28 protein-coding genes are annotated in these 24,574 nt (G+C 29.7%); 6 read left to right on the forward strand and 22 right to left on the reverse strand.

Features of this window, described 5'->3' with window-relative positions:
• Positions 1-175: 175 nt before the first annotated feature.
• From L3B98_RS13605 to L3B98_RS13625, 5 genes are all read right to left on the reverse strand, one after another.
• Positions 176-595: a GNAT family N-acetyltransferase gene (locus tag L3B98_RS13605; RefSeq protein ID WP_238917103.1), complete on the reverse strand. Its 420-nt coding sequence runs from the start codon at positions 593-595 to the stop codon at positions 176-178.
• Between the two features lie 51 nt (positions 596-646).
• Positions 647-1,048, reverse strand: coding sequence for a VOC family protein (locus tag L3B98_RS13610; RefSeq protein ID WP_238917104.1), 402 nt, complete (start codon positions 1,046-1,048; stop codon positions 647-649).
• Positions 1,049-1,192: 144 nt separating this feature from the next.
• Entirely contained in the window at positions 1,193-2,407 is a 1,215-nt protein-coding gene (locus L3B98_RS13615; protein ID WP_238917105.1) for a nucleotide disphospho-sugar-binding domain-containing protein, read from the reverse strand.
• Positions 2,408-2,532: 125 nt separating this feature from the next.
• A complete protein-coding gene (locus L3B98_RS13620; protein WP_238917106.1) occupies positions 2,533-3,060 on the reverse strand; it encodes a PadR family transcriptional regulator in 528 nt (175 codons plus the stop codon).
• Between the two features lie 176 nt (positions 3,061-3,236).
• The gene (locus tag L3B98_RS13625; RefSeq protein WP_238917107.1) at positions 3,237-3,716 is read right to left on the reverse strand and encodes an HXXEE domain-containing protein; all 480 of its coding nucleotides are present in this window, start codon (positions 3,714-3,716) and stop codon (positions 3,237-3,239) included.
• Between the two features lie 196 nt (positions 3,717-3,912).
• Here L3B98_RS13625 and L3B98_RS13630 point away from each other — a divergent pair, with 196 nt between their 5' ends.
• The 3 genes from L3B98_RS13630 (at position 3,913) to L3B98_RS13640 (ending at position 5,171) form a co-directional block, all read left to right on the forward strand.
• A complete protein-coding gene (locus L3B98_RS13630) occupies positions 3,913-4,506 on the forward strand; it encodes a TetR/AcrR family transcriptional regulator (protein WP_238917108.1) in 594 nt (197 codons plus the stop codon).
• Positions 4,507-4,587: 81 nt separating this feature from the next.
• Positions 4,588-4,812, forward strand: coding sequence for a DUF1659 domain-containing protein (locus L3B98_RS13635; protein ID WP_015391903.1), 225 nt, complete (start codon positions 4,588-4,590; stop codon positions 4,810-4,812).
• Positions 4,813-4,952: 140 nt separating this feature from the next.
• Entirely contained in the window at positions 4,953-5,171 is a 219-nt protein-coding gene (locus L3B98_RS13640) for a DUF2922 domain-containing protein (RefSeq protein ID WP_015391902.1), read from the forward strand.
• Positions 5,172-5,237: 66 nt separating this feature from the next.
• Here L3B98_RS13640 and L3B98_RS13645 read toward each other — a convergent pair whose 3' ends face one another.
• A complete protein-coding gene (locus L3B98_RS13645; RefSeq protein ID WP_238917109.1) occupies positions 5,238-5,870 on the reverse strand; it encodes a DsbA family oxidoreductase in 633 nt (210 codons plus the stop codon).
• Positions 5,871-6,250: 380 nt separating this feature from the next.
• Here L3B98_RS13645 and L3B98_RS13650 point away from each other — a divergent pair, with 380 nt between their 5' ends.
• Both L3B98_RS13650 and L3B98_RS13655 read left to right on the forward strand, forming a co-directional pair.
• Positions 6,251-6,682: an Rrf2 family transcriptional regulator gene (locus L3B98_RS13650; protein WP_077361755.1), complete on the forward strand. Its 432-nt coding sequence runs from the start codon at positions 6,251-6,253 to the stop codon at positions 6,680-6,682.
• Between the two features lie 348 nt (positions 6,683-7,030).
• Positions 7,031-7,804, forward strand: a complete 774-nt coding sequence (locus L3B98_RS13655) for an EFR1 family ferrodoxin (RefSeq protein WP_238917110.1) — start codon at positions 7,031-7,033, stop codon at positions 7,802-7,804.
• 178 nt (positions 7,805-7,982) lie between these two features.
• Here the strand turns inward: L3B98_RS13655 and L3B98_RS13660 are convergent, their stop codons facing one another.
• The 6 genes from L3B98_RS13660 to L3B98_RS13685 all read right to left on the reverse strand — a co-directional run bounded on the left by L3B98_RS13660 (position 7,983) and on the right by L3B98_RS13685 (position 11,461).
• A complete protein-coding gene (locus tag L3B98_RS13660) occupies positions 7,983-8,534 on the reverse strand; it encodes a GNAT family N-acetyltransferase (protein ID WP_238917111.1) in 552 nt (183 codons plus the stop codon).
• Positions 8,535-8,603: 69 nt separating this feature from the next.
• Entirely contained in the window at positions 8,604-8,846 is a 243-nt protein-coding gene (locus tag L3B98_RS13665) for an AbrB/MazE/SpoVT family DNA-binding domain-containing protein (protein ID WP_238917112.1), read from the reverse strand.
• A 167-nt stretch (positions 8,847-9,013) separates the two neighbouring features.
• Positions 9,014-9,607, reverse strand: a complete 594-nt coding sequence (locus tag L3B98_RS13670; protein WP_343073687.1) for an ATP-binding protein — start codon at positions 9,605-9,607, stop codon at positions 9,014-9,016.
• Between the two features lie 82 nt (positions 9,608-9,689).
• Positions 9,690-10,919: a phage replisome organizer N-terminal domain-containing protein gene (locus L3B98_RS13675; protein ID WP_238917113.1), complete on the reverse strand. Its 1,230-nt coding sequence runs from the start codon at positions 10,917-10,919 to the stop codon at positions 9,690-9,692.
• A gap of 113 nt (positions 10,920-11,032) precedes the next feature.
• Positions 11,033-11,284: an excisionase gene (locus tag L3B98_RS13680; RefSeq protein ID WP_077361743.1), complete on the reverse strand. Its 252-nt coding sequence runs from the start codon at positions 11,282-11,284 to the stop codon at positions 11,033-11,035.
• 3 nt (positions 11,285-11,287) lie between these two features.
• Complete coding sequence (locus tag L3B98_RS13685; RefSeq protein WP_173696277.1) at positions 11,288-11,461, reverse strand: hypothetical protein; 174 nt, start codon at positions 11,459-11,461, stop codon at positions 11,288-11,290.
• 891 nt (positions 11,462-12,352) lie between these two features.
• On the opposite strand from L3B98_RS13685, the gene L3B98_RS13690 reads away from it, so the two are divergent.
• A complete protein-coding gene (locus L3B98_RS13690; protein WP_077361741.1) occupies positions 12,353-12,748 on the forward strand; it encodes a helix-turn-helix transcriptional regulator in 396 nt (131 codons plus the stop codon).
• Positions 12,749-12,960: 212 nt separating this feature from the next.
• On the opposite strand, the gene L3B98_RS13695 is transcribed toward L3B98_RS13690, so the two are convergent.
• From L3B98_RS13695 to L3B98_RS13740, 10 genes are all read right to left on the reverse strand, one after another.
• Positions 12,961-13,326: a VOC family protein gene (locus tag L3B98_RS13695; RefSeq protein WP_238917114.1), complete on the reverse strand. Its 366-nt coding sequence runs from the start codon at positions 13,324-13,326 to the stop codon at positions 12,961-12,963.
• 86 nt (positions 13,327-13,412) lie between these two features.
• Complete coding sequence (locus L3B98_RS13700) at positions 13,413-14,279, reverse strand: NmrA family NAD(P)-binding protein (RefSeq protein WP_238917115.1); 867 nt, start codon at positions 14,277-14,279, stop codon at positions 13,413-13,415.
• A 192-nt stretch (positions 14,280-14,471) separates the two neighbouring features.
• Positions 14,472-14,840 carry a helix-turn-helix domain-containing protein gene (locus tag L3B98_RS13705; protein ID WP_238917116.1) on the reverse strand — a complete coding sequence of 123 codons (369 nt, stop codon included), beginning with the start codon at positions 14,838-14,840 and terminating at the stop codon, positions 14,472-14,474.
• 556 nt (positions 14,841-15,396) lie between these two features.
• Complete coding sequence (locus L3B98_RS13710) at positions 15,397-16,956, reverse strand: N-acetylmuramoyl-L-alanine amidase family protein (protein WP_238917117.1); 1,560 nt, start codon at positions 16,954-16,956, stop codon at positions 15,397-15,399.
• A gap of 1,067 nt (positions 16,957-18,023) precedes the next feature.
• Positions 18,024-18,455, reverse strand: a complete 432-nt coding sequence (locus L3B98_RS13715; protein ID WP_238917118.1) for a hypothetical protein — start codon at positions 18,453-18,455, stop codon at positions 18,024-18,026.
• A gap of 79 nt (positions 18,456-18,534) precedes the next feature.
• Positions 18,535-19,086 carry a phosphatase PAP2 family protein gene (locus tag L3B98_RS13720; RefSeq protein WP_238917119.1) on the reverse strand — a complete coding sequence of 184 codons (552 nt, stop codon included), beginning with the start codon at positions 19,084-19,086 and terminating at the stop codon, positions 18,535-18,537.
• A gap of 24 nt (positions 19,087-19,110) precedes the next feature.
• A complete protein-coding gene (locus L3B98_RS13725) occupies positions 19,111-19,374 on the reverse strand; it encodes a hypothetical protein (protein WP_238917120.1) in 264 nt (87 codons plus the stop codon).
• 268 nt (positions 19,375-19,642) lie between these two features.
• A complete protein-coding gene (locus tag L3B98_RS13730; protein WP_238917121.1) occupies positions 19,643-20,473 on the reverse strand; it encodes a polysaccharide deacetylase family protein in 831 nt (276 codons plus the stop codon).
• A 514-nt stretch (positions 20,474-20,987) separates the two neighbouring features.
• Positions 20,988-22,817, reverse strand: a complete 1,830-nt coding sequence (locus L3B98_RS13735; RefSeq protein ID WP_238917122.1) for an ABC transporter ATP-binding protein — start codon at positions 22,815-22,817, stop codon at positions 20,988-20,990.
• Positions 22,810-24,543: an ABC transporter ATP-binding protein gene (locus tag L3B98_RS13740; protein ID WP_238917123.1), complete on the reverse strand. Its 1,734-nt coding sequence runs from the start codon at positions 24,541-24,543 to the stop codon at positions 22,810-22,812. Before L3B98_RS13740 ends, L3B98_RS13735 begins: the two co-directional genes overlap by 8 nt.
• Positions 24,544-24,574: the final 31 nt, after the last annotated feature.

Consider the following 24,574-nt stretch of genomic DNA (forward strand, 5'->3'; position numbering starts at 1 on the left):
CTAAAAATGTATTTACTTTAAATTGAATTGAATTTAAAAATATTATTGCAAACTCTGTCTTTCCAATAATCAGTATAACTACTTATAGAAAAACAAAATATTGCCGCCCTTATTATTAATGCTATCATCCAGAAAATCATTGAACTTTTATCTTTATTTGGTTTTATTTTAAAGGTTATTTATCAATATACTGAATCATACCCGCACCATACACTTCATTTGGTCTAATAACAAATTCAAACTTCTTATAAAAATCTTCTTTACCTTTAGCCGCCATTAAGCATACCATTGTTCCTTTTGCATAATTCTTTTTTATATATTCCATAATTTCATTCATTATTCCAATACCTAAGCTTCTCCTTTGATACTCAGGTTTAACAATTATATCTTGAATATATAGTGTAAATGCACCATCACCAATAATTCTACCATAGCCAACTATTTCTTTATCTTTTTCTAAACATACTGAAAATATTGTATTCTTAAGTCCAATAGAAATCACTTCTTTTTCAGGATAATCCCAACCAACCGATTGTCTCATTTCAATAAATTCATCTGCTGTTATTGCTCTTCTAACAATTTTTATATCATCCATATATTAATCCCCATTTTCATAGATTTTTTGTATATTGCATTTTCTAACTCACTAATTTGCTTTCTTTGCAAACGCTAGTATATGTCCATCAACATCAGAGCAATACGCAACATAATCTCCCCAATCTCTTAGTTCTGTTTTACTTATGCCAGTTCCACCAGCAGTTATTGCTCTGAGATAGTATTCATCAGGATCATCAACGAATATGTATAGCTCACTCCTTGGCACTCCATTTGCATCTTTAGGATTTGGTATTTTGTTTTCAAGAATTCTCATAATCCCTTCTTCTGGCATTAATCCTAATAAAACATTGTTTACCATTTGAAATTCAGTCATTCCTACAACATCTAGAGTTGGTTCATACCCAAGCAATTTTTTATAAAATACTTTACTTTTTCCTTGATCTTTTACATAAAAAATAATCATTAAATTTTCATTTTTACAAACGCTCATAACTCACCTCCTCTTCCATAATAATTTACTAATCTGCATTAATTATAGCATATTTTGTAAAAGTCTCATTATTCAATTTTCAAAGACATTTTTATAATTTACTACATCATTTTTTAATTGCGCAATAATAAACTTCTGCAAAATTTAATAATTCAATATAAAATCAGCAGCTTTAACTGCACCGCCACCACTTTTTATTTTGGCTGAATATATCTTGAGATTTTGTTTAAATTCGTTGTCATTAATAATTTTTCTACATGTTTTTAAAAGGAATTCACTATTAAAATTATTTATGCCAGGATTTAATGCACATCCTATTTCAGAAGCTTTTTCAGCATTAAAATGACGTTCAAAATGATTTCCCGGGAAAATAATTGCAGGTACTTCATTTTCAATGCACTGTACTGTGGTATTTTGGCCGCCGTGATGAATAGCTATATCTGCCATTTCTACTACCTTATCTGATGGAACCATACTCATAAAGTGAACATTACTAGTATTAGAGAACACATTGCTTTTAAAGCTAGGTTTTCCTCCTGCTGTGACAATAACATCAAATTCTGAACCTAAAAAGGCATCTAAAATTACCTTTTCATATATCGCCGGTGTTATTTGACCAGCACTTAAATATACATAGATTAAAGGACGTTTCTTTTCAAAGTTAAAATCTGATTTTATAAAATTCTTGGGTGTAACTGATCCTAAAAATATATATCTTGAACTATCTTCTAAATCCTCCAATTCAGATATGCTTGGAATAAAAACTTTGCTGCAGTTATAGTCTTGATTAAGTTCACATATGTTTTCTATGGTATCTAAATTTAAAGTTTTTAAAAGCTCATTATAACTTTCTTCATATCCATATTTAGTTTTATTTGAATATCCAAACTTGGAGAAATCTTTCTTGCTTGGAGTACCTCCTGTACAAAAGTAAGGTATGTCCATTTTCTTTGCAACTATAGGCATTAATGTTTCAAATTCCCCTAATATCAGATCTGGCTTAAAACTTTCTACTAGTTCCATTTCTTCTTTAAATGTATTTTGAACATATTCTTTAGAAATAAGACCTTTAAGTCTCATTACATCAGCTAAACTACTGATATTGAATTTATTAGATGAATTTCTGCTATTATTGTTACCTTGCTGCAACATCTTTTGTAGATCAAATTCAGGTTTATATCCTTGCACTACTTTATATCCACAGGCCTCAGCATAGTCTGCTTCTCTTCCTGCAGTTCTAAACATTATACTACAATCTTTCTGTAATCTTTTTATTTCATCTGCTATGGCAATTAATCTGGTTATACTTCCTAACGCTTCAATAGAAGCTATTCCAGGCGCAAATAATATTCTTTTCATAAGATAAACCTCCTAAATAATATTATAATAAAAAATATATTAGTGTATAATAAATTACTATATTATATAGTACTCGGGTAAAAAAATGTCTCCAAATATAAATATTTATTAGAGACATTCATTAATTAATTATAATGATCAATAACTTTTTCAGACCATTTTTCTAAAACATTATAAAATTCATTATATAGTTCCAATAGAAAAAATCCAGAGCCAATTGTTTCATTGTGCTGCTTTTCATTATTATATCTTGACTCTACAGTAAGTCTACGTTCTTCTATCTTGTTTTTGAAGTTTATTAGATATTCTTTTCTTTTTTCTTCTGATAAATGCTCAATATTATTAAAAAATGCATTAAATTCAAAATAAACTTTTCCTATATTCAATGAACTTTCTTCCATTAGTTCATTGAAATATTTATTTCCTTTTTCATTCATCGAATATAATGTTTTTTCAGGCATTTCTCCTTCTTTAACGGTTCTTGAATCTAAATATCCATTATCACACAATTTAATTATATTTTTATAAATTGATGGATCACTGATCTTTAACCAATTACTAAGATTCCAACTATTAAATTCTTTAACCATTTCATAAGCACTTTTTTCTTTGTTCTGTAAATAGCCAAGTATTATTAAATTTATTGAAGACAATTTAATCACCACCATTTATTATACTACTATAAACTATAGTAGTATATTTTACATTTGTCAATATAAAACTTAATGTAAATTTCCTATATATTAAAGCTGAAAAAGCCACATACCGGTTATTAAATCCAATATGTGGTCAAGTTTATGCGTATGTTAGCTGTATCCTACTATAACTTTTAGTCATTTCTACTTTCTTGTAAAAAAAATGGTTTTGTTTTAAGAATTTGCAAAGTAATTGGATATGCCATAAAAATGAAACCAAATACGGTTGAAAATACAATTGACTTGATGGAAATAACACCATCAACACTAGCACCATAGTATGTCAAAGCAGCAATCGGGACAAAAAGTATTAGCGCTGTAAACAATCCTGGGGAAAACCTACCGCTTTTTAAGACTGGCAAGAGATGAAAAAAAACAGTATTTATTAACATTAATGCAGGATATGAAAGAGCGATCATTGGACATTTCCATCCAATAATTGCTGAAATGCATCCATATAAAATAACCACTGCATTAAAAACATAAAACTCGTTCCATTCTGCAGGTAATTTTAGAAAACCTCTTGCCCATCCCCTCCAATCCAGTACCATTTCTTCAACAATGTGTAGACCATATGCTAAAGTTGCAATCCATAGAAAATACTCATGTACCATAATATTACCCCCCTATAATTTAATCATAATTTAAAACACTGTTTTAAATTATGATTAAATTATACTTTTAAATTCGTTTTATGTCAATTGAAACAAGCAAGGTGAATTTAGATTTCATTTGACAAAAACAACCATCATTTATAAAATAATAATCAAACTATGTTTAAAACCAAATTCTATATAGGAGTAAATTATAATGAAAAAAGATATGAGCAATCTCAACACAAAAGACAAGATTTTAGAAGCTACATTGAGCATTATATCTGAAGAAGGATTTCAAAATGTTACAATTCGGAAAATAGCTGTAGTTGCTGACGTAAATGTTGCTGCGGTTAATTATCATTTCGGTTCTAAAGATAATGTCATCAATGAAGCACTTGAATATTTAATGATTCAATCAAAAAGCATATTTAAATGTTTAAAAAATACTAATGAAGCTCCCGAACTTCGATTAAGAACTTTCATCGATAAGTATACGAAAAATTTGATCAAGTATCCTGATCAGATAAAAAATTTAATACATCAAAGCATTTATGAGAATTCCACTAAAAATAAATTTCAAGAATATCTAGAGATGGAAGGCGTAGAACTAATTAAAGCTACGATTAAACAAATTCGACCAGATAAGGATGATGTTACTTTGCAGATACTAGTTACGCAATTATTAAGTTGTTTACTATTTCCTGTTTTGTTGGGAGATCGTGCTACAGAGATTTTTGGAATTAAATTAAATGATCCTAAAAAGAGGAATGCTTATATTGAACTGCTTATTAAAAATGTTATTCAATAAAACTTTTTTCAATTATTTATGTTACAACCGAATTTTATCCATATATCCTTTATGAAAAGACAATGAAGGAGGTAAAAACAAATGGCAGTAACAAAAAACATTGATTCTGTTTCCCTTAGTATCGAAGTTCAAAAAGGTACTGATAAGGCAGGTGATCCAATCTATACTAAAAAGACTTTTTCAAACATCAAGAAAGATGCTGCACCTGAAAATGTATATGCTGTTGCAGATGCAATTAAAGGTGCTATGCAAGCTAAGACTAGAGATTACTTTATAAATGAATCTTCTAGTTTAGCAAACGCTTAGACAGTTAACAGTGCACAGTTTACAGTTGAGGATGAGATTACTTCGTAATCTCAATAACTGTAAACTCCAACTGAAAACTGTAACCTGCTAATACCAACTGTAAACTGTAAATTGTAAACTTCAAAAGGGGGGGTGATTAAATGGAATATACTTTAGCTATGACTTTTTTAACAACATCTGGTGAGAAAAGCACTTTAAGTGTTGCTGGTGTTAAACCAGATCTTACTAAGGACCAAATCAATGGCCTTATGGACACAATAGTTGCTAAGAATGTTTTTGAAACTAATTCTGGCACTTTTGCTAAGAAATCTGGTGCCCAAATTACTCAAAGACAAGTTACAAAATTTGATGTAGCTTAATTTAGAGCTTAAAAATAGACGGTAGTGTTAATTGCGACACTACCGTCTATTTTAGGTTTCTCTATCTTAATTATTATAGGCTTGCTTTAAAGCTTTTAAAAATTGTTCAGGCTCTTGAGCTCCTGACACAGCATATTTGTCATCAAAAACAAAGTATGGAACACTACTTATTCCTAATTTCCTTGCTAAAGCTTCATCTTCTTTTACTTTAGCTTTTAAACTTTCCCCAGCTAACTGATTTTTCAAATCACTTATATCTAAGCCAGCCTTCTCTGCTAGTTCAAGTAGTTTTTCTTCATTACCTATATCTAAGCCTTCTTCAAAATATCCTTTAAAATAAAGGTCTACTAGCTCTTTTCCCTTTCCAACACTTTCAGCATATTTGGAAATTTCATGAGCTAATTGAGTGTTATTCAACTTCAATATGTCGAATCTATAATTAAGACCAACTTCAGCAGCAGCCTTTGTGATTCTATCATTATTATCCTTAGCTTGTTCATAAGTAATATTGTACTTATCAGCTATAACTTGATGAATATCTTTTCCTTTAACATTTTTCTGTGACATATTTAATTGGAAGCTTTTAAATATTATTTCAACTTCATCCTTATGTTCAAAAGCTGCTAATGCCTTTTCAAACTTCCTTTCACCCATATAGCAGAATGGACATACAAAATCAAACCAAATTTCTACTTTCATAGTTTATTCTCTCCTTTTCATATCTATTTTTTCAATTAAGTCTTTAGTTATATCTATAAGAATTGTCTTCTTTAACATATACTTTTTACACAATCTTGAAAATATAAACCTTTCAAAACAAAACGTCTTATAACATTAACTCTAGATGCAACAGTATCAGTTACATCCTGTTGTAATCATTATAGTTACAACTCATATTTTTGTCAATAACCAAAAATATGAACCTTCTCCTTTGAACATTTGCGACTAATTGAGCATTTGTAATTTTAAAAAATATGTTTTCCTTCAGCTTGAAATTTAACAAGTGATTTTGAGAATTCCAAAATATACTTGACTGTTTTTACCAATGCAACTACAATAGTTACAACGAGGTGATAAAGTTGAAAATTAGTAGTAGATTTACTGTAGCTATTCACATATTATCAGTTTTAGCTATTCAAAAAGATGTGCTTTGCACTTCTGAATTTATTGCAGGCAGTGTAAATACAAACCCTGTAGTTATTAGAAGAATAATTAGTATGTTAAAAAAGGCAGGTTTAATAAGTGTAACTTCTGGAACTGGAGGAGCATCTATTAATAAGCCTTTAAAGGATATAACTTTACTTGAAATTTATAAAGCAGTTAATGTTGTGGAGGAAGGTGGACTTTTTCAATTCAATGAAAATCCTAATCCAGATTGTCCAATCGGAAAAAATATTCAAAGCATTCTTGAATTAGTATTACTTAAAGCTCAAGATGCTATGGAAAATATTCTTTCTTCTTTTACAATGAATGACTTAATTGAAGATTTAAATAATAAAATAAATATATAATAATGTATTAAGGATATCCAAAGCGAGAATTAGACTTATGCAACAATTACCGAAAGCCAATACATTTGTCTTCCACAGGACTAGTGAAATTTTCGCTGGAAGGTTGTAAATAGGAGCTTGCAACCATTTCAGCATGCTCCAGATGTAAAATCTGGACAAGCTGAAAATGGAACATGCTCCCATTAACAACCTTCATCAGCTCAATTTCACATGCCTGCTTCCAGAAAAATGTATCGGATTTCTGATGTAATCTTGTAATTATAATTTCTAAATAATGTTTGTATATTCCATTTATAAGTAAAACTTTTAAATCGGATATCTATATTAAAATTAAGGAGTGATATTAATATGTCTACAACAATTTATTATTTTTCTGGTACTGGAAATTGTTTAAAGGTTGCAAAAGATCTAAGTGAGCAATTAGAAGACTCTAAAATTATACAAATATCTAAAAATAATATGTCCACTTCAGAAGACACTCAATCAGATAAAATAGGCTTTGTATTTCCTGTTTATTTTTCAGGAATACCTGTAATGGTGAAAAACTTTATAGAAAATTTGCACATCAATAAAAACACCTATGTTTTTGCTATATCAACTTTTGGAGGAACAGTCGGTACATCTCTTAATCAAATAAAAACCTTACTGAATAAGAAAGATATTAAATTATCTGCATCCTTTGGTATTTTATTACCAGGTAACGATCAGCTATTATATTCTCCTGCCTCAAAAGAAAAACAAGATAAACTTTTTAAAAATCAGCAAAATCAAATTTCTACAATAGCTTCAAACATAAAGGATAATCTACAGGTTGAATATAAGACTAATCCCATTATAAATACCTTGGGTAAATTGATATATAAAACTTTTAAACCCCAAAATATTGATAAGAACTTTTGGACTGATGAAAAATGTATAAGTTGTGGTATATGTTCCAAGGTCTGTCCTGCAAACAATATAGTTATGGATGAAGGAAAGCCAAAATGGGAGCATCACTGTGAATCTTGTCTTGCCTGTATGCAATGGTGTCCACAAAAATCTATACAATATAAAAAAGTAACTATAAGCAGAGACCGCTATCATAATCCAGACATAAAGGTAACTGAGTTAATTCAGAAATAACAAAACTCTAGATATGTATGGTAAAGTCGTGAATATTTAATAATTAATGAAGGCTGATTTCCTACTAAAATATTTAAGCTTAAAATAATTATTTTGTAACATATATAAAGAAATTTCACAAAAAAGGAAGCATACTACAAATAATTTATAAGTATACTTCCCTTTTGAATTTAAATAACTATTTTAGCATTCTTCCCATGTTAATTTCATCATGATAGTTTCCATCTTTAAGTTTAAAGGCATTTTTCATAATCCCCCAAGTCTCAAAACCATACTTTTTATATAAAGCAATGGCTTTTTCATTATCTGAAAATACTCCTAGTTCTATTTGCTCATAACCAATTTGCTTTGCCTGCTCAATTACTTCTTTAATAAGTATATTCCCAAGTCCCTTATTCCAATACTTTTCCTTTATTGAAATTCCAAAGGCTGCTCTATGCCTAAGTTTGATATGATCTCTTATACAATTAAGCCCTACATTACCTGCAAGTTCATCATCAATAAATGCTGCAATCATAAGGTCTTGCTTACTGTTTAAACTTTCCTTAATAAATTCAATTTCTTTATCAGTTGTAATTTTAATTTCTTCTGGATATCTAACCATAAAATGTGTTTCTTCTGATGTCATTTTCAAATATTCAAGCATTTTTTCAGCATCGAGCTCATTAGGACTTCTTAATATACATCTTGTCCCATCTTTTAATTTCATTTCTTTTTCATTAAATTTCATGTAAGTCCCTCCAAATTCAAATTTATCATTAGATTATAACATATTTTGTAAACATTGCTATATTTAATATTATTCTTGTCCCAAATTCCTTTTACACTCTCCACAAACAATCACAGCTTTATATCTCAAAATACCTTTTTCACTTCCACAAAAAATGCAGCCCCTACTATATTTTTTAACAACAATTTCATTATTAACCTTTAATATTTCCAATGGGTCTCCTTCCTTGATTCCTAATATCTTTCTAATTTCCTTTGGTATTACAAGTCTCCCCACATTGTCAAGGTTTCTAACCATTCCTGATTCTCTCATATTCAAAAGCTCCTTTTCATAATATATTACAATTGTCAATTAAATTGACAACACATTCAAAAATATTCAAGCATATTCAAATTCTATTCTCAATTATCCATTATCAATTGAGCCTTACAGCTCCGAAATTAATCACTGACCATTGACAATTTAGCATTGAGAATTGCTCATCTAAGCCTATAATTATTCCCAATATCCTTCTCAATTTCAACTAAATAATCCTTGCACATTTCATATATCCTTGACCCTACCCCTTCATCAAAAGCTAATAATCTATCAATAGAAAATTCACTGCTAACTATAATTGGCAGGAAGTTTAGATATCTATAATTTATAATTTCAAACATTATGTTAATATCACTTTCATTGATTTTCCCTTTAAAAAGATCATCAATAAGTAATACTTCACACAATTGATATTTTGATATCATTTTTCTATAGTATTCTTGATCAAGCATATTTTGTTTTACCTTTGTGATTATGTCTCTATAAGGCATGTACACAACTTTTATTTTTTGCTTTAGGAAATTTAATGCAATAGCAATACTAATATGTGTTTTCCCACTTCCAACTTGACCACATAATAAAATACTATTTCTTCTTCTATCCTTAATTTCATCAAAGTCACTACAATATGATGCTGCAGTTTCCTTTAATCTTTCAGCTTCTTTATTCCAAACTTCAAAATTAGAAAAGGTATTTTTACCATGTTCTACATTGATTCCAGAATAAGTCCACTCACTTTTTAACTTCTCTATCATCCTGCATTCGCAACTTATTGCAAGAGTCTGTCTATTCTTCTGTGGTACTAAAATCCAGCCAGTATCTGAACATTTCTCGCATTTATATAAGGTTCGCCTCTGCCCACTTTCGTTTGGCTTCTGTAAGTTTTTTTGGTTCTTTTGGTTTGAATCCTGTAAATTCATTTTTATCCGCTGTGCTATTCTTTCCAGCGCTTCTAAACCCATTTTTCTTTACCTCCACCTTATCCTCTGGATACCCTTCCCGTCTCCAATTTTTTAATATACCAATAGCATACTTTATATCTGGACAATTTTTCTCAAAGCTAACATCCATAGCCATCTTAACCCACTTTTCTCCATGAATACCAATAGCTGATCTTAGTGCAACATAGTCACAACCTCCAACTTTCCCTGTTATTTTTTCATGATACTGCATAAGCTCTAAAGCTTTAAGATTTATATCCTCTTCTTCTACAACTTCATTTTTGGTATTGTTATGCTTCTCAAAAGGACTAGACTGACCTATTGCTTCATCGCAAGCTGAGGTTTTATTATTTAAATCACAAGCATTATTTTTATTACTCTCTATGTTTTTATCTTTATCTATCTCTCTTTTCTCATTCTTATTCTTATTCTCTATCTCTTTCTTATTCTGTTTCGTTACTATAACGTTACTTTTATTTTGTGTAACGTTACTAGTATTTTTAGTAACAGTACAATTATTATTAGCAGTTTCAGCACTGATATTACTAACTGATTCATTAGTATCAGTATTAGTTTTACCATCAATAGCAGCATTTTCATAAGCTTCTTCACTAGTTTCTAAATTTTCTAATGCCTCATTTTCATCTAAGTCTTTATTTTCTCCTAAATCTATATCTTCTTCTAATGCTTCATCTTTGTAAGTTTCTTCCTTATTGCTTTTAGTTGCATTCTTTTCTGATTTTTTCTTTTCTCTATGAGCTTCAGCTCTTTTTCTATTTTGTTCACGAACTCTTTCCATTCCCTCTATGTTTTGATGCTTGTCCCAGTTTACAATTCTGATTATTTTATCAGAATCTATTTCAATCATCCCAAGACGTGATAACGTTTTTAATGCAAGTTTTATAGATGTTAAAGGCCTAGAAAATATTACAGCAAGCATTGTATCAGTATATGGCATATCCTCTGATAAGAAAACTGCCCCATCAGCATTAGTCTTAGCTGCTTGTATAAGTAATCTTATCCATAAATAGTGAATTGTATCTCTCTCTGGCATTTCATCTATTAACTTCATTCTTTCATCATCAGGCATGCCAGTAGCTAATTTAATCCATTTAATATCTGCCACAACTTTCACACTCCCACATATAAAATATTTCAAATTTGAATATAATTGCTTCATTTTTAAAAATATCATATTTATTTTTCTTCTTAAATTCATGCTACAATTTTAAATTCAGTTTATATCTTTCTATGTTCTAATGATATTTTTTTAAGCCATTCTAACAATAAATCTCTATTTATAAATACTTTTGCTCCTACTTTAAAATAAGGGAAGTCAGTATTAGGCTTATTTATTAATTCTCTTATTTTATCTTTACTAACATTTATAAACTCTGCACATTCTAAAACCGTAAGTGTCTTTTTATTCAAGTAAGAATTTTTAATAACATCATGAAGTTTATTAAATAGTATTTCTTCTTCATTCACCATATGTCACCTCTCATGCTGATTTAACTTCATCAATACTCTTTTCATAAATTTTCTTAACTTTTCTATTTCTAATATCTCAACTTCACACTTACCATTTTCAATATTACTAAACTGCATTCTAATGATATGAAGTTTTTCTGCAACCTTATAAGCCTTTATCCACATTTCTATTCTCATTTTATAAAATCCCTTCTCAATCCTCCTCGACTCAATTGTAAATATTTTACTTTTAAATGTAAAGCACTTTTTTAAAATAATTTTCACTTTTTAAAATTTATTTTCGTTATTGAAATTTTAAAATTATATCACTCTAATTTCTGATTTAAAAGTATTATTTTTAAATACCTTTTCAGAAAAATTATAAATATCCGAATTAATACTCAAACTTATAAATGGAATGTGTATGCATTATCGAGAAATTATAATCGTAACACTACACTATAAATTAGATACATTTTTCTGGAAGCAGGCATGTGAAATTAAGCTAATGATGGTTATTAAGCAGATAAGTGAAAGTCTAAATCTATGATTTGGTTTCTTGAACTTAGTTAACTCATTCATGAGTTAACCTCCTTTAAAAAACTGATTTGGTGTGAATCGCTTACTCAACGAACGAATGTGAGTCGAGTTTCCTCTAAGGTTGTTTCATTTTCTGCTTGTCATAAATTTACTTTAGGAACATGCAGAAATGGGTGCAACCTTCCACTTAGAACCTTCCAGCGAAAATTTCACTAGTCCTGTGGAAGATAAATGTATCTGATTTCGGTAATTGTTGCATATGTCTAATTCTCGCTTTGAATATCTATATATCTACAAAAAATATTTTTCCATTTATTTGAAATATATATTTTACAAATTTGTAATGCTGTTTTATAATTTAATTATAATTTAAAATACACAATTGCTTACAACACTATATCAAAGATATGATTTACATAAAATGTTCTTATATTTAGAACAAAATATGCAAATTATAGACTACATTGCACATATGTAGTCTATGAATAAAATAAGTAAAATCAAGTAGTATACAAGCAAGTACACTAGATATCTAAAGGAGATAAGCATATGTTTAATGAACGCTTAGAAAAATTTCGAAAAGAGCTAAATCTAAGAAGAAAAGAAATGGCAGCTAAACTCGAGGTTAGCGAAAGCTATTATAGCTTAATTGAAAGCGGAAAAAGAAATCCCTCAAAAAATTTTATCGAAAAGGTAGTTTTAATAAGCGAATCCCCTGAGGAATACTGGATATATGGAATAAATAGAGAAGACTATACAAATACTAGAGATGATTTTAAATCGCTAAAAAAAGCTCTAGATGCTATTCTTGATCTAGGTTCAATTAAAGATATTGATGAAATATTTGATCAAGATAACATGCCTAAAGACTCACTTGGCAAATTATTAATTGCAGCCTTAAAAGCAGATATGAAATATATGCTTGAAAAAAGACAAAAAGTATAACATTTGATTTTTACTAGGAGTAATGCTTATATTTCATTTTAATTATGCTTAAAAAGCATAATTCCAAATCACACTAAAATATATATTAAATAACAAAAACAAGGATAATTTAATCCTTAACTATTAAATTATCCTAATAATCTTTTTCATATTATTTTATATTTACTCAAAATTATAATACGCAATATTGAATAACTCTAATACTATTTTACCTAATTATTTTGAACTATTTGTACTTCCATTCCATCTGGATCATCTACAAAGAAAAATGTAGATGATGGTGCTGGTGAAATTGGCCCTCTTTTTATAGGAATATTATTATTTTTTAAAAGTTCCATAGCCTCATCAAGTGATTTAACTTCAAAGCCAATAGAAAGTCTTTCAGTTCGAGCCGGAATATTTTGTTTTTTATTATATATCAATTCTACTTTCGTTCCATCTTTTTCTCCAAGCATTACAATTTCAGTATCTTCTCCAACCTTAAATTGTTCTGCAATTTCTAATCCAATTATCTCATGGTAAAATTTAAGAGACTTCTCCATATTGCTCACATTTAATGTTATCCAACAAAAATTCATAATTTATATCCTCCTTGTTTTAAGCATTTTAACTTAATAATATACATTAATTTCCACTTATATTTTTCATACCTTAATTTACACTATTAGTGTTTTTCAATATTTACTGCACTTGAAATGAATGATGAAAAATCATTTGGCTTTCTACCTAATATCCATGTTAAAACATTGGAATTACCAACAAACCCATGATCATTATAATGTTTAAACATTTTTAATAGTCCATTTAATCTATACTCTCCCACACCAATTTTTTTTAATTGTGCTTCAAACACTTTATCTTCAGTAGTTTCAACTTTAATTTCACTTCCAAAATTCTGCTCCATAGCTGCTACCATACCAGATAAAGATAAGTTTTCAGGTCCGCAAAGTTCATATGTAGCACCTGTATGACCTGAGGTTGTAAGAATTATAGCTGCTGCTTCAGCTACATCATCTAAGTCAACCATATTCATGCGAGTTTCTTTTGTAAAGAACTTTTGTTGAAATATCCCTTTTTCAGTAAGTGATTTCCAAGATTCAAATATATTCTGCATTATTACTGCTGGCTGAATGATAGTATATGGAATTCCCGAATCCACCACCTTTGCTTCAACCATTAGCTTTTTCTGATGATGTGGCATATCTTGGAGCACAGAATGTAATACTGAATGGAATACAAAGTGCTTTATTTTAGCTGCTTGAGCAGCTTTTATCATCATTTCTCCAATCTCAACCTCAAGTGGATTTAAAGCAGAGCAGATGTGGTATACAGCATCAACTCCTTTAAATGCTTTATCTACAACTTTAGGGTCCATCATATCTCCTGCAATTACTTCCATATCACCTAAAGATTTAATTTTCTCAATTTGTTCAGTTCTATAAACGAACGCTCTTATTTCCTCACCTTTCGATAATAAAGCCTTAATTATTGCACGACCAGTTTGGCCATTTGCTCCAGTTATAAGTATCATAATAAATCTCACCTTTCTTAAAATTAAAGTAAATTTTTTGTTTACCCTAGTTAGTTTTTACATGCATTTTTGCATAAAATAGATTAATATAATCCTATTATTATTATGAAACTTATACAATACTCTTTTTTTATATACATGGTATGAAAAAATATACTTAATATACGACAAAAAACTTTAATATATAAAAGTCTAATCACCAGATTTCATTTGCTCTATACCCCAAACTGATAATTCATAAATTAATGGTAATAAACTTTTTCCTTTATCCGTCAAATTATATTCTACTCTTAAGGGCATTTCATTGTATTGTACTCTCTCAATAATTTGATCATTTTCAAGTTCTTTTAACGAATTTGATAACATTGTATTAGTTATTCCTTTCATTTCTCTTTTAAGTTCATTAAATCTTATTGTATCATTTTTAAATAACTGAAGAATTATTCTAGGCTTCCATTTTCCCCCAATTTGTTCAATTGAATATTTTACAGGACAATCACTTTTCGTATCAGATTTCTTTATTAATTCTAAAAAAGTATCATAGTTATTTTGATTTGCCAATTTTATTTCCTCCTTTTGGTACACAATTTCGTATCTGGTAGCAAATTTCTGCGTACTTGTCTTAAATTTTAATATTAAATATACTAAGTATACATAATCTAAAATAATGAGTAAATATGATTAGACATAAATAATTTAGTTTTTAAATAAGCACTCCCCAAGTTTCTTTATTAGTAAGCCTGATAAAATCATATTTTTCAATACTAACTGGTTCCGCAAGCAAACTAATATCAATGAGTCCTTTATCTATTCTTTCCTTAACATCATTTTGTTACTTTATTTTTCAATATAGTTAAATATCGAATTTTTTGCTCTCTTCACGCTACCTCCGTGAATTGCAAGTCCTTTTTTCACTTCTGCATCCAGATAAAATAATAATTTTATAAAAAATCAAACCAATTAAAACATCCCAGTAAAGCAATTTTCTATACTTTACTGGGATCAATTTTAACTCTTGCACTTATCAAAACATATTTTTATTTTCCACATTTACTTGTTTTATGTAATCCAAAGACTTATTGCTACGAAACCTCTATAATATAAATTTCATATACTACTAAATTGCAGCACCATCTCTACCTAATTCATATCCATCAACTACTGTGTTACTTGCCATAGCACCATCAGCATTTAAATAATACCATTTATTATCTATGTATTTCCAACCTGTTTCCATATGCCCTAAAGTGCCATAGTTTTTTCCATCACACAAATAATACCATTTACCATCTATGTCTTTAAACCATCCTGTATCCATCTTACCATCTGCCCCTAAATGGAACCATACCCCTGCTGTATCTTTTCCATCAAAAGACCAATCTCCGACTTCAGATTTATACCAGCCAGTCACCATCTCACCAGAACGATTATTAAAGAAATACCATTTATTATCCATTAGTTTCCAGCCAGTAGCCTTAGAGCCATCCTCTTTTATTAGATATTTTTTGCCATTTTCACCTTCTACCCATCCTGCTTTACTATTTGTTGTATTATTATTTGTTGTATTATTATTTGTGCTATCATTATTCACATTCTTTTTATCAGTATATATACTTGTTGTATCATGATGCTTTTTAGTTGTTACAGCTGCCGGTGTTGTTACTGCTGCTGGTGTTGTTACAGTTACAGCCGGTGGTGTTGTAGTTCCAACTATATTTAATGCAGAACTAAGGTCTGGATCCAAACTATTTATTAACTCAAAGGAAACAGAGCTTCCTGCTTCAATGTCACCTAAATCAAAAGTAATAGTTATCCATGTATCAGCTGTTGTCTCAGCTTTCAATAATCCTGCTCCATCAGCAATATAACAACTTGTATTATAAGGATCTGTCTGATTGGTAATTGCTGCTCTTGCTCTTGAATCTGAAGAAAGATATAAAAATGGTTCATTTGTAACAGCACCTTTTGCAATAACAATAGCTCTACTATCTTCAGGTGGATTTTCTACAACTGAATTTTTTGTTGCATAATTACTATTTTTATCTGCATCTTGATCTGGATCAACGCTTCTTAGATATCTAGCATCATAGATTTTATCTCCACTCAAATTTTCATATGTCACATTTACCTTGAAATATTTATCATTAACATTAAAAGACACTACTTGAGTTATTTTTAATTTTCCATCATTAGTAGTTCCTTCAGTTGTTGCTGAGAGCGTATCTCCACTTGATGTATCTGTTGTAGAAATACTTGTTATACCATTCATTGATGTTCTCTCAGAAACCTTTGCTAATGTTTTTGTGCCTTCTGAATCTTTATATCCAACCACATAGCCTTCATATGGAGAACCTGGCAAAAAGAAATCCCCTGTAGTTGATGCATTCCCTGTATCAAAACCATCTCCATCTACCACCATTCCTAGCGTTGTTCTGCTTACTGGATGGAATCCAGCAGGCGCTGCACTTGACGTACCAAAAGATCCATGCTTATTAACTCCAACTTCTATGTAATTTCCGCCTAGAAATACATCATTTCCTACAGTAGCATGGTGCACCCCTGGTAATGCAGATGCATATGCCTTGTCGATAAAAGAGTTCGTTCCTGATAAAAAACCAATAAATAAACTTGTAACAATACCCATAGCAATTTTTCTTTTTTTAATCTTTTCGACCAATATAACCCACTCCTCAAATTAAATTTAGTAATAAATGTATTTATTACACTTTAATTATCGGTTTGTATTAAAATTACTTTAATAACTCTTTTATATGAATTTACTACTCCAATCGCACAAGCACAGTAATTATATTCTACATTCACTAAAATCGCAAAGCTAGCAATCCGACATACATACAGCCTTTTCCCAGATTTTCTAATCAATAATGTTCATATCATTTATGTATATTATTCTCTTCATTTTTCGACATAAAGCATTGTATAACAAAGATTTACGCAAATATTTTGTCGAACGTTTTTATATAATTAATCAATTATCATATACTTCAGTCTTAATATCTTTCCAAACAATGCTCGTAGAAAAATTCACAAATCCTATCACCATCTTTGTTATTATAAAAATCGACCATTAAAGTATTAAATTCTAGTCTATTCCTTGCTTTAATTTATTTTTATCCAGAGCAGGATTAAAATCGTTATAAAATTTTGTTCTTTCAAATAGCATTGTTAGCCTCTCCTTCTTTAAATAATAAAGACTTGAGAATTATTACAAACTCCTGCTTCTCAATTGGGCATTATTTATTTTTATTATAACCAATAAGTTATAGATATCCAATTTAATAATCAAACCTATAAATGGAATATACATGTATCATTGAGAAATTATAATAGTAACACTACACTAGAAATTAGATGCATATTTGTGCAAGCGGCATATGAAATTAAGCTGTGATGGTTATTAGTGGAAGGTTGTTCCACTTTCTGCTTGTCATAAATTTACTTTAGGAACATGCAGAAATGGGTGCCCCCTTCCACTTAGAGCCCATCCAGTGAAAATTTCATTAGTCCGCTGTAATAAATATGTGTTTAATTTCGGTAAGTTCCGCATAAGTCTAATTCTCGCTTTGGATATCTTTACTTAAAACAAAAAAAGAATGATCTACTAGGGTGAATAGATCATTCTAAATACTGGTTATATATTTTTATAAGGGGTAAATAATAAATAATTATCTTATACCTTTATAATATAAGATAATTATGTCATTAGTGTGGCAACTTATAGTATTATTTATGTATTAATAATACTTTTGTAAACATTACGTGAAATACTATAAGGACTATTAAAAGAAAGGATAAAATCCTGTGTATTTTCACCCAGTTCCCCCTCATATTTTTGTTGATTCCAAAGCCATATATCCCTATTGTAAATACAATCCACATTACAATAGCAGCTATAAGTCCAGGTATTGATAAACCTTTATAACTATACATTAAGTAAAAATGTACTACGATTGCTATTGATGCAATTACTCCAGCTATTTTATGATATTTCACTACAAATTTCATTATACCTCTATAAATACTTTTGAATTTCTCCTTGTCTTTGGGTAACCTATTTATATATATTTTATTTATATACTTCATAAAAAAGTTAAGTAATGCTATTGCATAGCCCCAAACACCAATCCATCCAAATAAACCTGCCATTTCTTTCATCCCCAATACCTCCTCAACATATAAATAAATATAAATTTAATAAAGTATTCTAGATAAATATGTAAAAACCTTTATTAATTTAAATAGTTCTGCATTCTTTGCTATCTATTTTTTCTGTAAGATATTTTGAAAAAGCAATTGCTATTTTGCTGGAAATCAACCCCAAAATAACTCCAGTTAGTACATCCGTTGGGTAATGCACATATAAATATAACCTTGAAAAGGCTATTAATAACGCTAACCCAAATAAAACAAATTTATACTTTTTAAAATAATTAGCTAATACTGCTGCAACAGCAAAAGCTGAAGCTGAATGCCCTGATGGAAAAGAATATGATGTGGGCTTTTTAATCAGCATATCAATTGCAGGAATATTAACACAGGGACGTGTTCGCTGAACCAAATGCTTTAGTATTCCTTCCCCTAAAATTGCACTTATGATTAAAGCACCTAAAGCTATAAGTCCAATTTTTCTATATTTTTTATTTATCATCAATAATAGAATTATTACAATCCATATGGCTCCATTATTCCCTAAGTGAGTACTTGTAATCATAACCTTGTCCATAATATAGCTATGCATATTATTTTTTATAAATATTAGTATAGAATCATCTATATTTTGCAACATTGATGTCCTCATCTCCTTTGTTCCTTACATTTTTGATTTTAGTATTAGTTTTTTATAAACTATTGATTTATTAATATAGATATCCAAATGAATAATCAAACTGCGGCTTGTTTCATTTTCAGCTTGTCCAAAAGTGAGTGTCAAAAAAGTAAGTGTCCAAAAAGTGAATGTCCAAATTTTATATTTGGAAACATGAACTTTCTCCTGTGGAGCTTTTATATTTGGAAACACGAACTTTCTCCCTGGAGCTTTTACATCTGGAACACGCTGAAATGACTGCAAGCCCACATTTAGAACCTTCCAGCGAAAATTTCACTAGTCCTGTGGAAGATAAATGTATCTAATTTCGGTAATTGTTGTATAAGTCTAATTCTCGCGTTTGATATCTATAGTAGATTCAATAAAGTATATCGTAAAGTAACGGAAAAGTCACCTAGTAAATAAAACAACTTAATTTGGCTACTAATCTAACCAATTAAGTTGTTTTACTTTATATTCCTTTATGCCTCATATATTATTCTAACCCCACTTCTGAGGTTAAAACTATTCCGTTATACTATTTAAAGTAAACTTGCTTTCCTCCAGGAATTTCATAGATTTCTCCTGCTACACTGACCCAAACTGATCTGAAGTTTGGATTATATACAAAATCTCCCTTCATTGAATATTGTAAATTATCACAAGCCTTTAAATAATCAACAATTTCAATATTAGTTGCATACCATATATCATCTCTATTACCTACTTTTTCACAGAACTTTTCAATTACCTCCCAGTTATTGTCCCTAGGGAATTCAAAGCTGTGTCCCCACACATAAAACATGTACATATATTGTTTTTTAGTCAATGCCACAAAATCCTCTGCATATTTAAGTAAATCAGGATCTGCATGCTTACAAGTTCCTTTCCATTCAAGAAAATCTATTGGCAAATCAAAGGTTCCTGTAGTTTCAACTACTCTACCATACTCTATTCCAAGGCTTGGCAGCATAGTTTTTATTTCATTGCTATAAGACCCATTTGGATAAGATAAACCTCTTACTGTATATCCAACTAATTCTTCTAGCTTTTCTCTATCAGCAATAATTTCCTTTGCTACATGTGCTAATGGTAATCTTGCTATAGTTGGATGTGTAGCAGTATGACATGATATTTCATGCCCTTTATATAACTCTCTAATTTCTTCTTCAGGTATTCTTAAACCATAAACATCATTAGGTGCTGGTGGAGCATCCTTAAAAAGTGCAGAATTTAAATGGAAGGTTCCTTTTATTCCATACTTATTAAATAATTTCAGTAATCTTTTGTCTGGTTCTCTTCCGTCATCATAACTCATTGTTAATGCTTTAAACTTTCCTTCTGGGAAACATTTGTATATTGTTTTCATATTTATGCCATTCCTTTCACTCGTTCCAAGTAGGAAACCAAATAAAAATATAGATATCCAAATTAATAATCAAACTTATAAATGGAATATGTATGCATTATCGAGAAATTATAATCGTAACACTACACTAGAAATTAGATACATTTTTCTGGAAGCAGGCATGTGAAATTGAGCTGATGATGGTTATTAGTGGAAGGTTGTTTCATTTTCTGCTTGTCATAAATTTACTTTAGGAACATGCAGAAATGGGTGCAACCTTCCACTTAGAACCTTCCAGCGAAAATTTCACTAGTCCTGTAGAAGATAAATGTATCTGATTTCGGTAATTGTTGCATAAATATAATTCTTACGTTGTGTATCTATATTATCCTTTCCTTTCTTTGAACGAATTAAGTATTATTTTAATTACAGATTTTACATTCTGTTTAATTTTACCACAAACATAATTCTAATAACAAATCCAATATTGGCAAAAATATTTCATGCATTGTAGCTTTTATGACAATATAAATTGTTACTTCCCATGTGAAAATTGACTGTTATATATCTTATTATATAGCCCATTTTTAGTCAGTAATTCTCCATGTGTACCTTGTTCAACAATATTTCCCTTATCCATAACTAATATCTTATCAGCATTCTTTATGGTAGATAATCTATGAGCAATTATAAAGCTTGTTCTACCTTTCATTAGATTATCCATAGCATTTTGTATTTCCAATTCTGTACGTGTATCTACACTTGAGGTTGCCTCATCTAAAATCAAGATTTTAGGATCTGCTAAAATTGCACGAGCAATACACAACAGCTGTTTTTGCCCTTGAGATATGGATGAATTTTCATCACTCAAAACTGTATCATATCCATGTGGAAGTGCTCTTATAAAATCATCAATCTTTGCAAGTCTTGCTGCCTTTTGAATTTCTGAAATATCTGTGCCTTCTCTTCCATATGAAATATTATCTTTTATACTTCCATCAAAAAGCCATGAATCCTGCAGCACCATACCAAATAAAGCTCGTAAATCACTTCGTTTTAAGTTGGTAATATCAATCCCATCAATTTCTATTCTCCCACTATTTAAGTCATAAAATCTAATAAGTAAATTTATCAATGTAGTCTTTCCTGCACCAGTTGGACCAACTATAGCAACCTTCTGCCCTGCTGTCACCTTTAAACTCACACCTGAAATTAGAATTTCTTTTTCATATCCGAATCTTATGTTCTTAAACTCTATATTGCCTTTTGGATTTGATATTATTTTGTTATCTGCAATATCTCCTGCTTCTTGGGCTTCGTCTAGAATTTCAAATACTCGTTCTGCTGAGGCAATAGCTGCCTGCATTGAATTTAATATATATGCTGCTTCAGTTAGTGGCTCTGAGGCTTGGTCTACATATTGAAAAAAAGCTTGTATTATTCCAATAGACAATCTTCCTTGAATAGCGAATATAGCTCCCATAGCAGCTATTACTACATATCCTACCTGGTTCATCAAGCGAATTAAAGGATTTATGGCATAGGTGATAAATTGTGCTTTTTTCTCATCTAAATATAATTTCTCATTAGACATTTCCACAGCCTTTATTATATCTTCTTCCATATTAAAGGCTTTTACCTCCATTTGCCCAGTAAAATATTCTTCAATTTGCCCATTAAATTTTCCTAAAGATTCCTGTCTATTCGTAAAATAATTAATGCTTTTTTTCTCAAACATAGATGCTGCTATAATTCCCATGATAATAATAAAAATAGCTACTAAGGCTAATATCCAATTTATAAAAATCATAAATGAGACAGCTCCTATTATTGATAGAACAGCTGTAATAAACTGCATGAGTCCTGACTGCAGTGTATCAGATACTTTTTCTAAATCATTTGATATCCTGCTTAAAATTTCTCCCTTTTTATGTGTGTCATAATATTTTAAAGTTACTTTTGTGAGCTTTTCACTTATTTTCTTCCTTATAGATAACACTAAAGTTTGAGCTACTGATGCCATTATATACTGCTGTATATAATTAGATACGAAGGATAACAAATATATTCCCAATAGCATAAAAGCTAACTTCATTATGATATCAAATCTTATATTAAAGTAACTACTAGAAGATGTATTTTTTATTCCATCATATATAGTATTAATAGCTTCACTAAAAATTAATGGACCAATCATAGTAAAGGCTAAACTCATAATAGCAAAAAATATTACAACAATTAATTTCCATTTTTGATTAAGGAGCAGTTTCATTAGCCTTTTTAATGTTTTCTTCGTATCTTTAGCTTTTTCTATTGATATTTCACTATCGAAGGAGAGTATATCATTTGATCTTTCATCATTCATTAGCTAATTCCTCCTTGCTCAATTGTGATTCTGCTATTTCTATATAAATAGAACAATTTTTCATAAGTTCCTTATGCGTTCCCATTCCTACTATTTGTCCTTTATCTAAGACTATAATCTGATCTGCTTCCATAATAGTACTTATTCTTTGAGCAATTGTTATAACAATTGAATCCTTTAACCTTTCCTTCATCGCTCTTCTGAGTCTAGCATCTGTGCTATAATCCAAGGCAGAAAAGCTATCATCAAATACATATATATCACTTTTCTTTATCAAAGCTCTTGCAATACATATTCTCTGTTTTTGCCCTCCTGAGAAATTACTTCCCCCCTGCGAGACTATTGAATCATAATCAGATTTTAAATCCATTATAAAGTTATCTGCTTGAGCCGTTATAGCAGCACTTCTTATTTCCTCTAACGTTGCGTCCTTTTTTCCATGTCTTATATTGCTAGCTATAGTTCCACTAAATAGAAATGCTTTTTGTGGCGAAAAGCTTATAATATTCCTTAAATCTTTTTGTGAAAACTTTTTTATGTTAATATCATTAATTAATATTTCTCCATTTTTTACGTCCTGTAATCTTGGTATTAATTTAGCAATAGTACTTTTTCCCGAACCAGTGGCACCTATAATTGCAGTTGTTTTACCACTTTCACAAGTAAAATTAATACCTTTAAGTACAGGCTCCTGTGCATCTTTATATGAAAATATAACATTTCTAAATTCTAAGACTTTTTTATTATTTGAAATCTGGTTAGTTATTTTTTCATCTATAATTTCAGGCTTGTACGCCAACACTTCTAATATACGCTTAGAGCATGCACTAGCACGTGGTAAATTCATAAGCACCATTACAGCCATAACTAAATACACGAGTATAATTATTGAATATTCTATAACGGCCATAATATCTCCAACTAACATTTTTCCAGCATTTATTCTGATAGCTCCAAACCATAAAATAGCCACAGTACATATATTTAATATAAATAATATTAACGGCATTCCCATTGCAAATATCTTGTTCATTTTTATATTAATATCAGCATAGCTCTCAAAAGTGCTATCCATTAGCTTTTTTTCATACCTGTCACGATTAAAAGCACGTATAATTCGTATTCCAGAAATAAATTGCCTAACTCTAGAATTTATTTTATCTAACTCTTCCTGCATTCCAATTGATAAACTTATAACTTTTTTACTTATTAGTAAAATAAATATTAGAAGTGATCCCCCTGTTATAAGTATTATTAAAGCCATATACTTATCTTTAAAAAATGCTAATAACATTCCTATTAAGGTTATAAATGGGACAGGAATAATCATCTCAAAAATCATTATTACTGTATTTTCCACTTGATTTACATCACTTGTACATCGTGTTATTAAAGAGGAAGTAGAAAATTTTTTATAATCTTCTATAGATAACTTTTGTGAATGCAAAAATATTTTCCTACGCATATCTCGCGAAAGTGCTGCTGATAAATTAGCTGACAAATATGTAGATAATATAGCTAATATTCCAGTAAGTATTGCAACACCTATCATTATCCCACCAGTCTTTAATACGTAGTCCATATCCCCTTTCACTACTCCATTGTTAACTATACTAGCCGTCAAGGTTGGAACATATAATATTCCTAAGGTTTTGAGCAATATAACTATAACTAATGATGTAACAATTACTTTATTAAACTTAAAATATTTAAGTAACTTTAGCATAACTTTCCCTTTCATTTTCAATTTAATTTTT

The sequence above is a fragment of the Clostridium sp. YIM B02555 genome, from assembly GCF_022320955.1.
In the GTDB taxonomy this organism is placed as follows: domain Bacteria; phylum Bacillota; class Clostridia; order Clostridiales; family Clostridiaceae; genus Clostridium; species Clostridium saccharoperbutylacetonicum.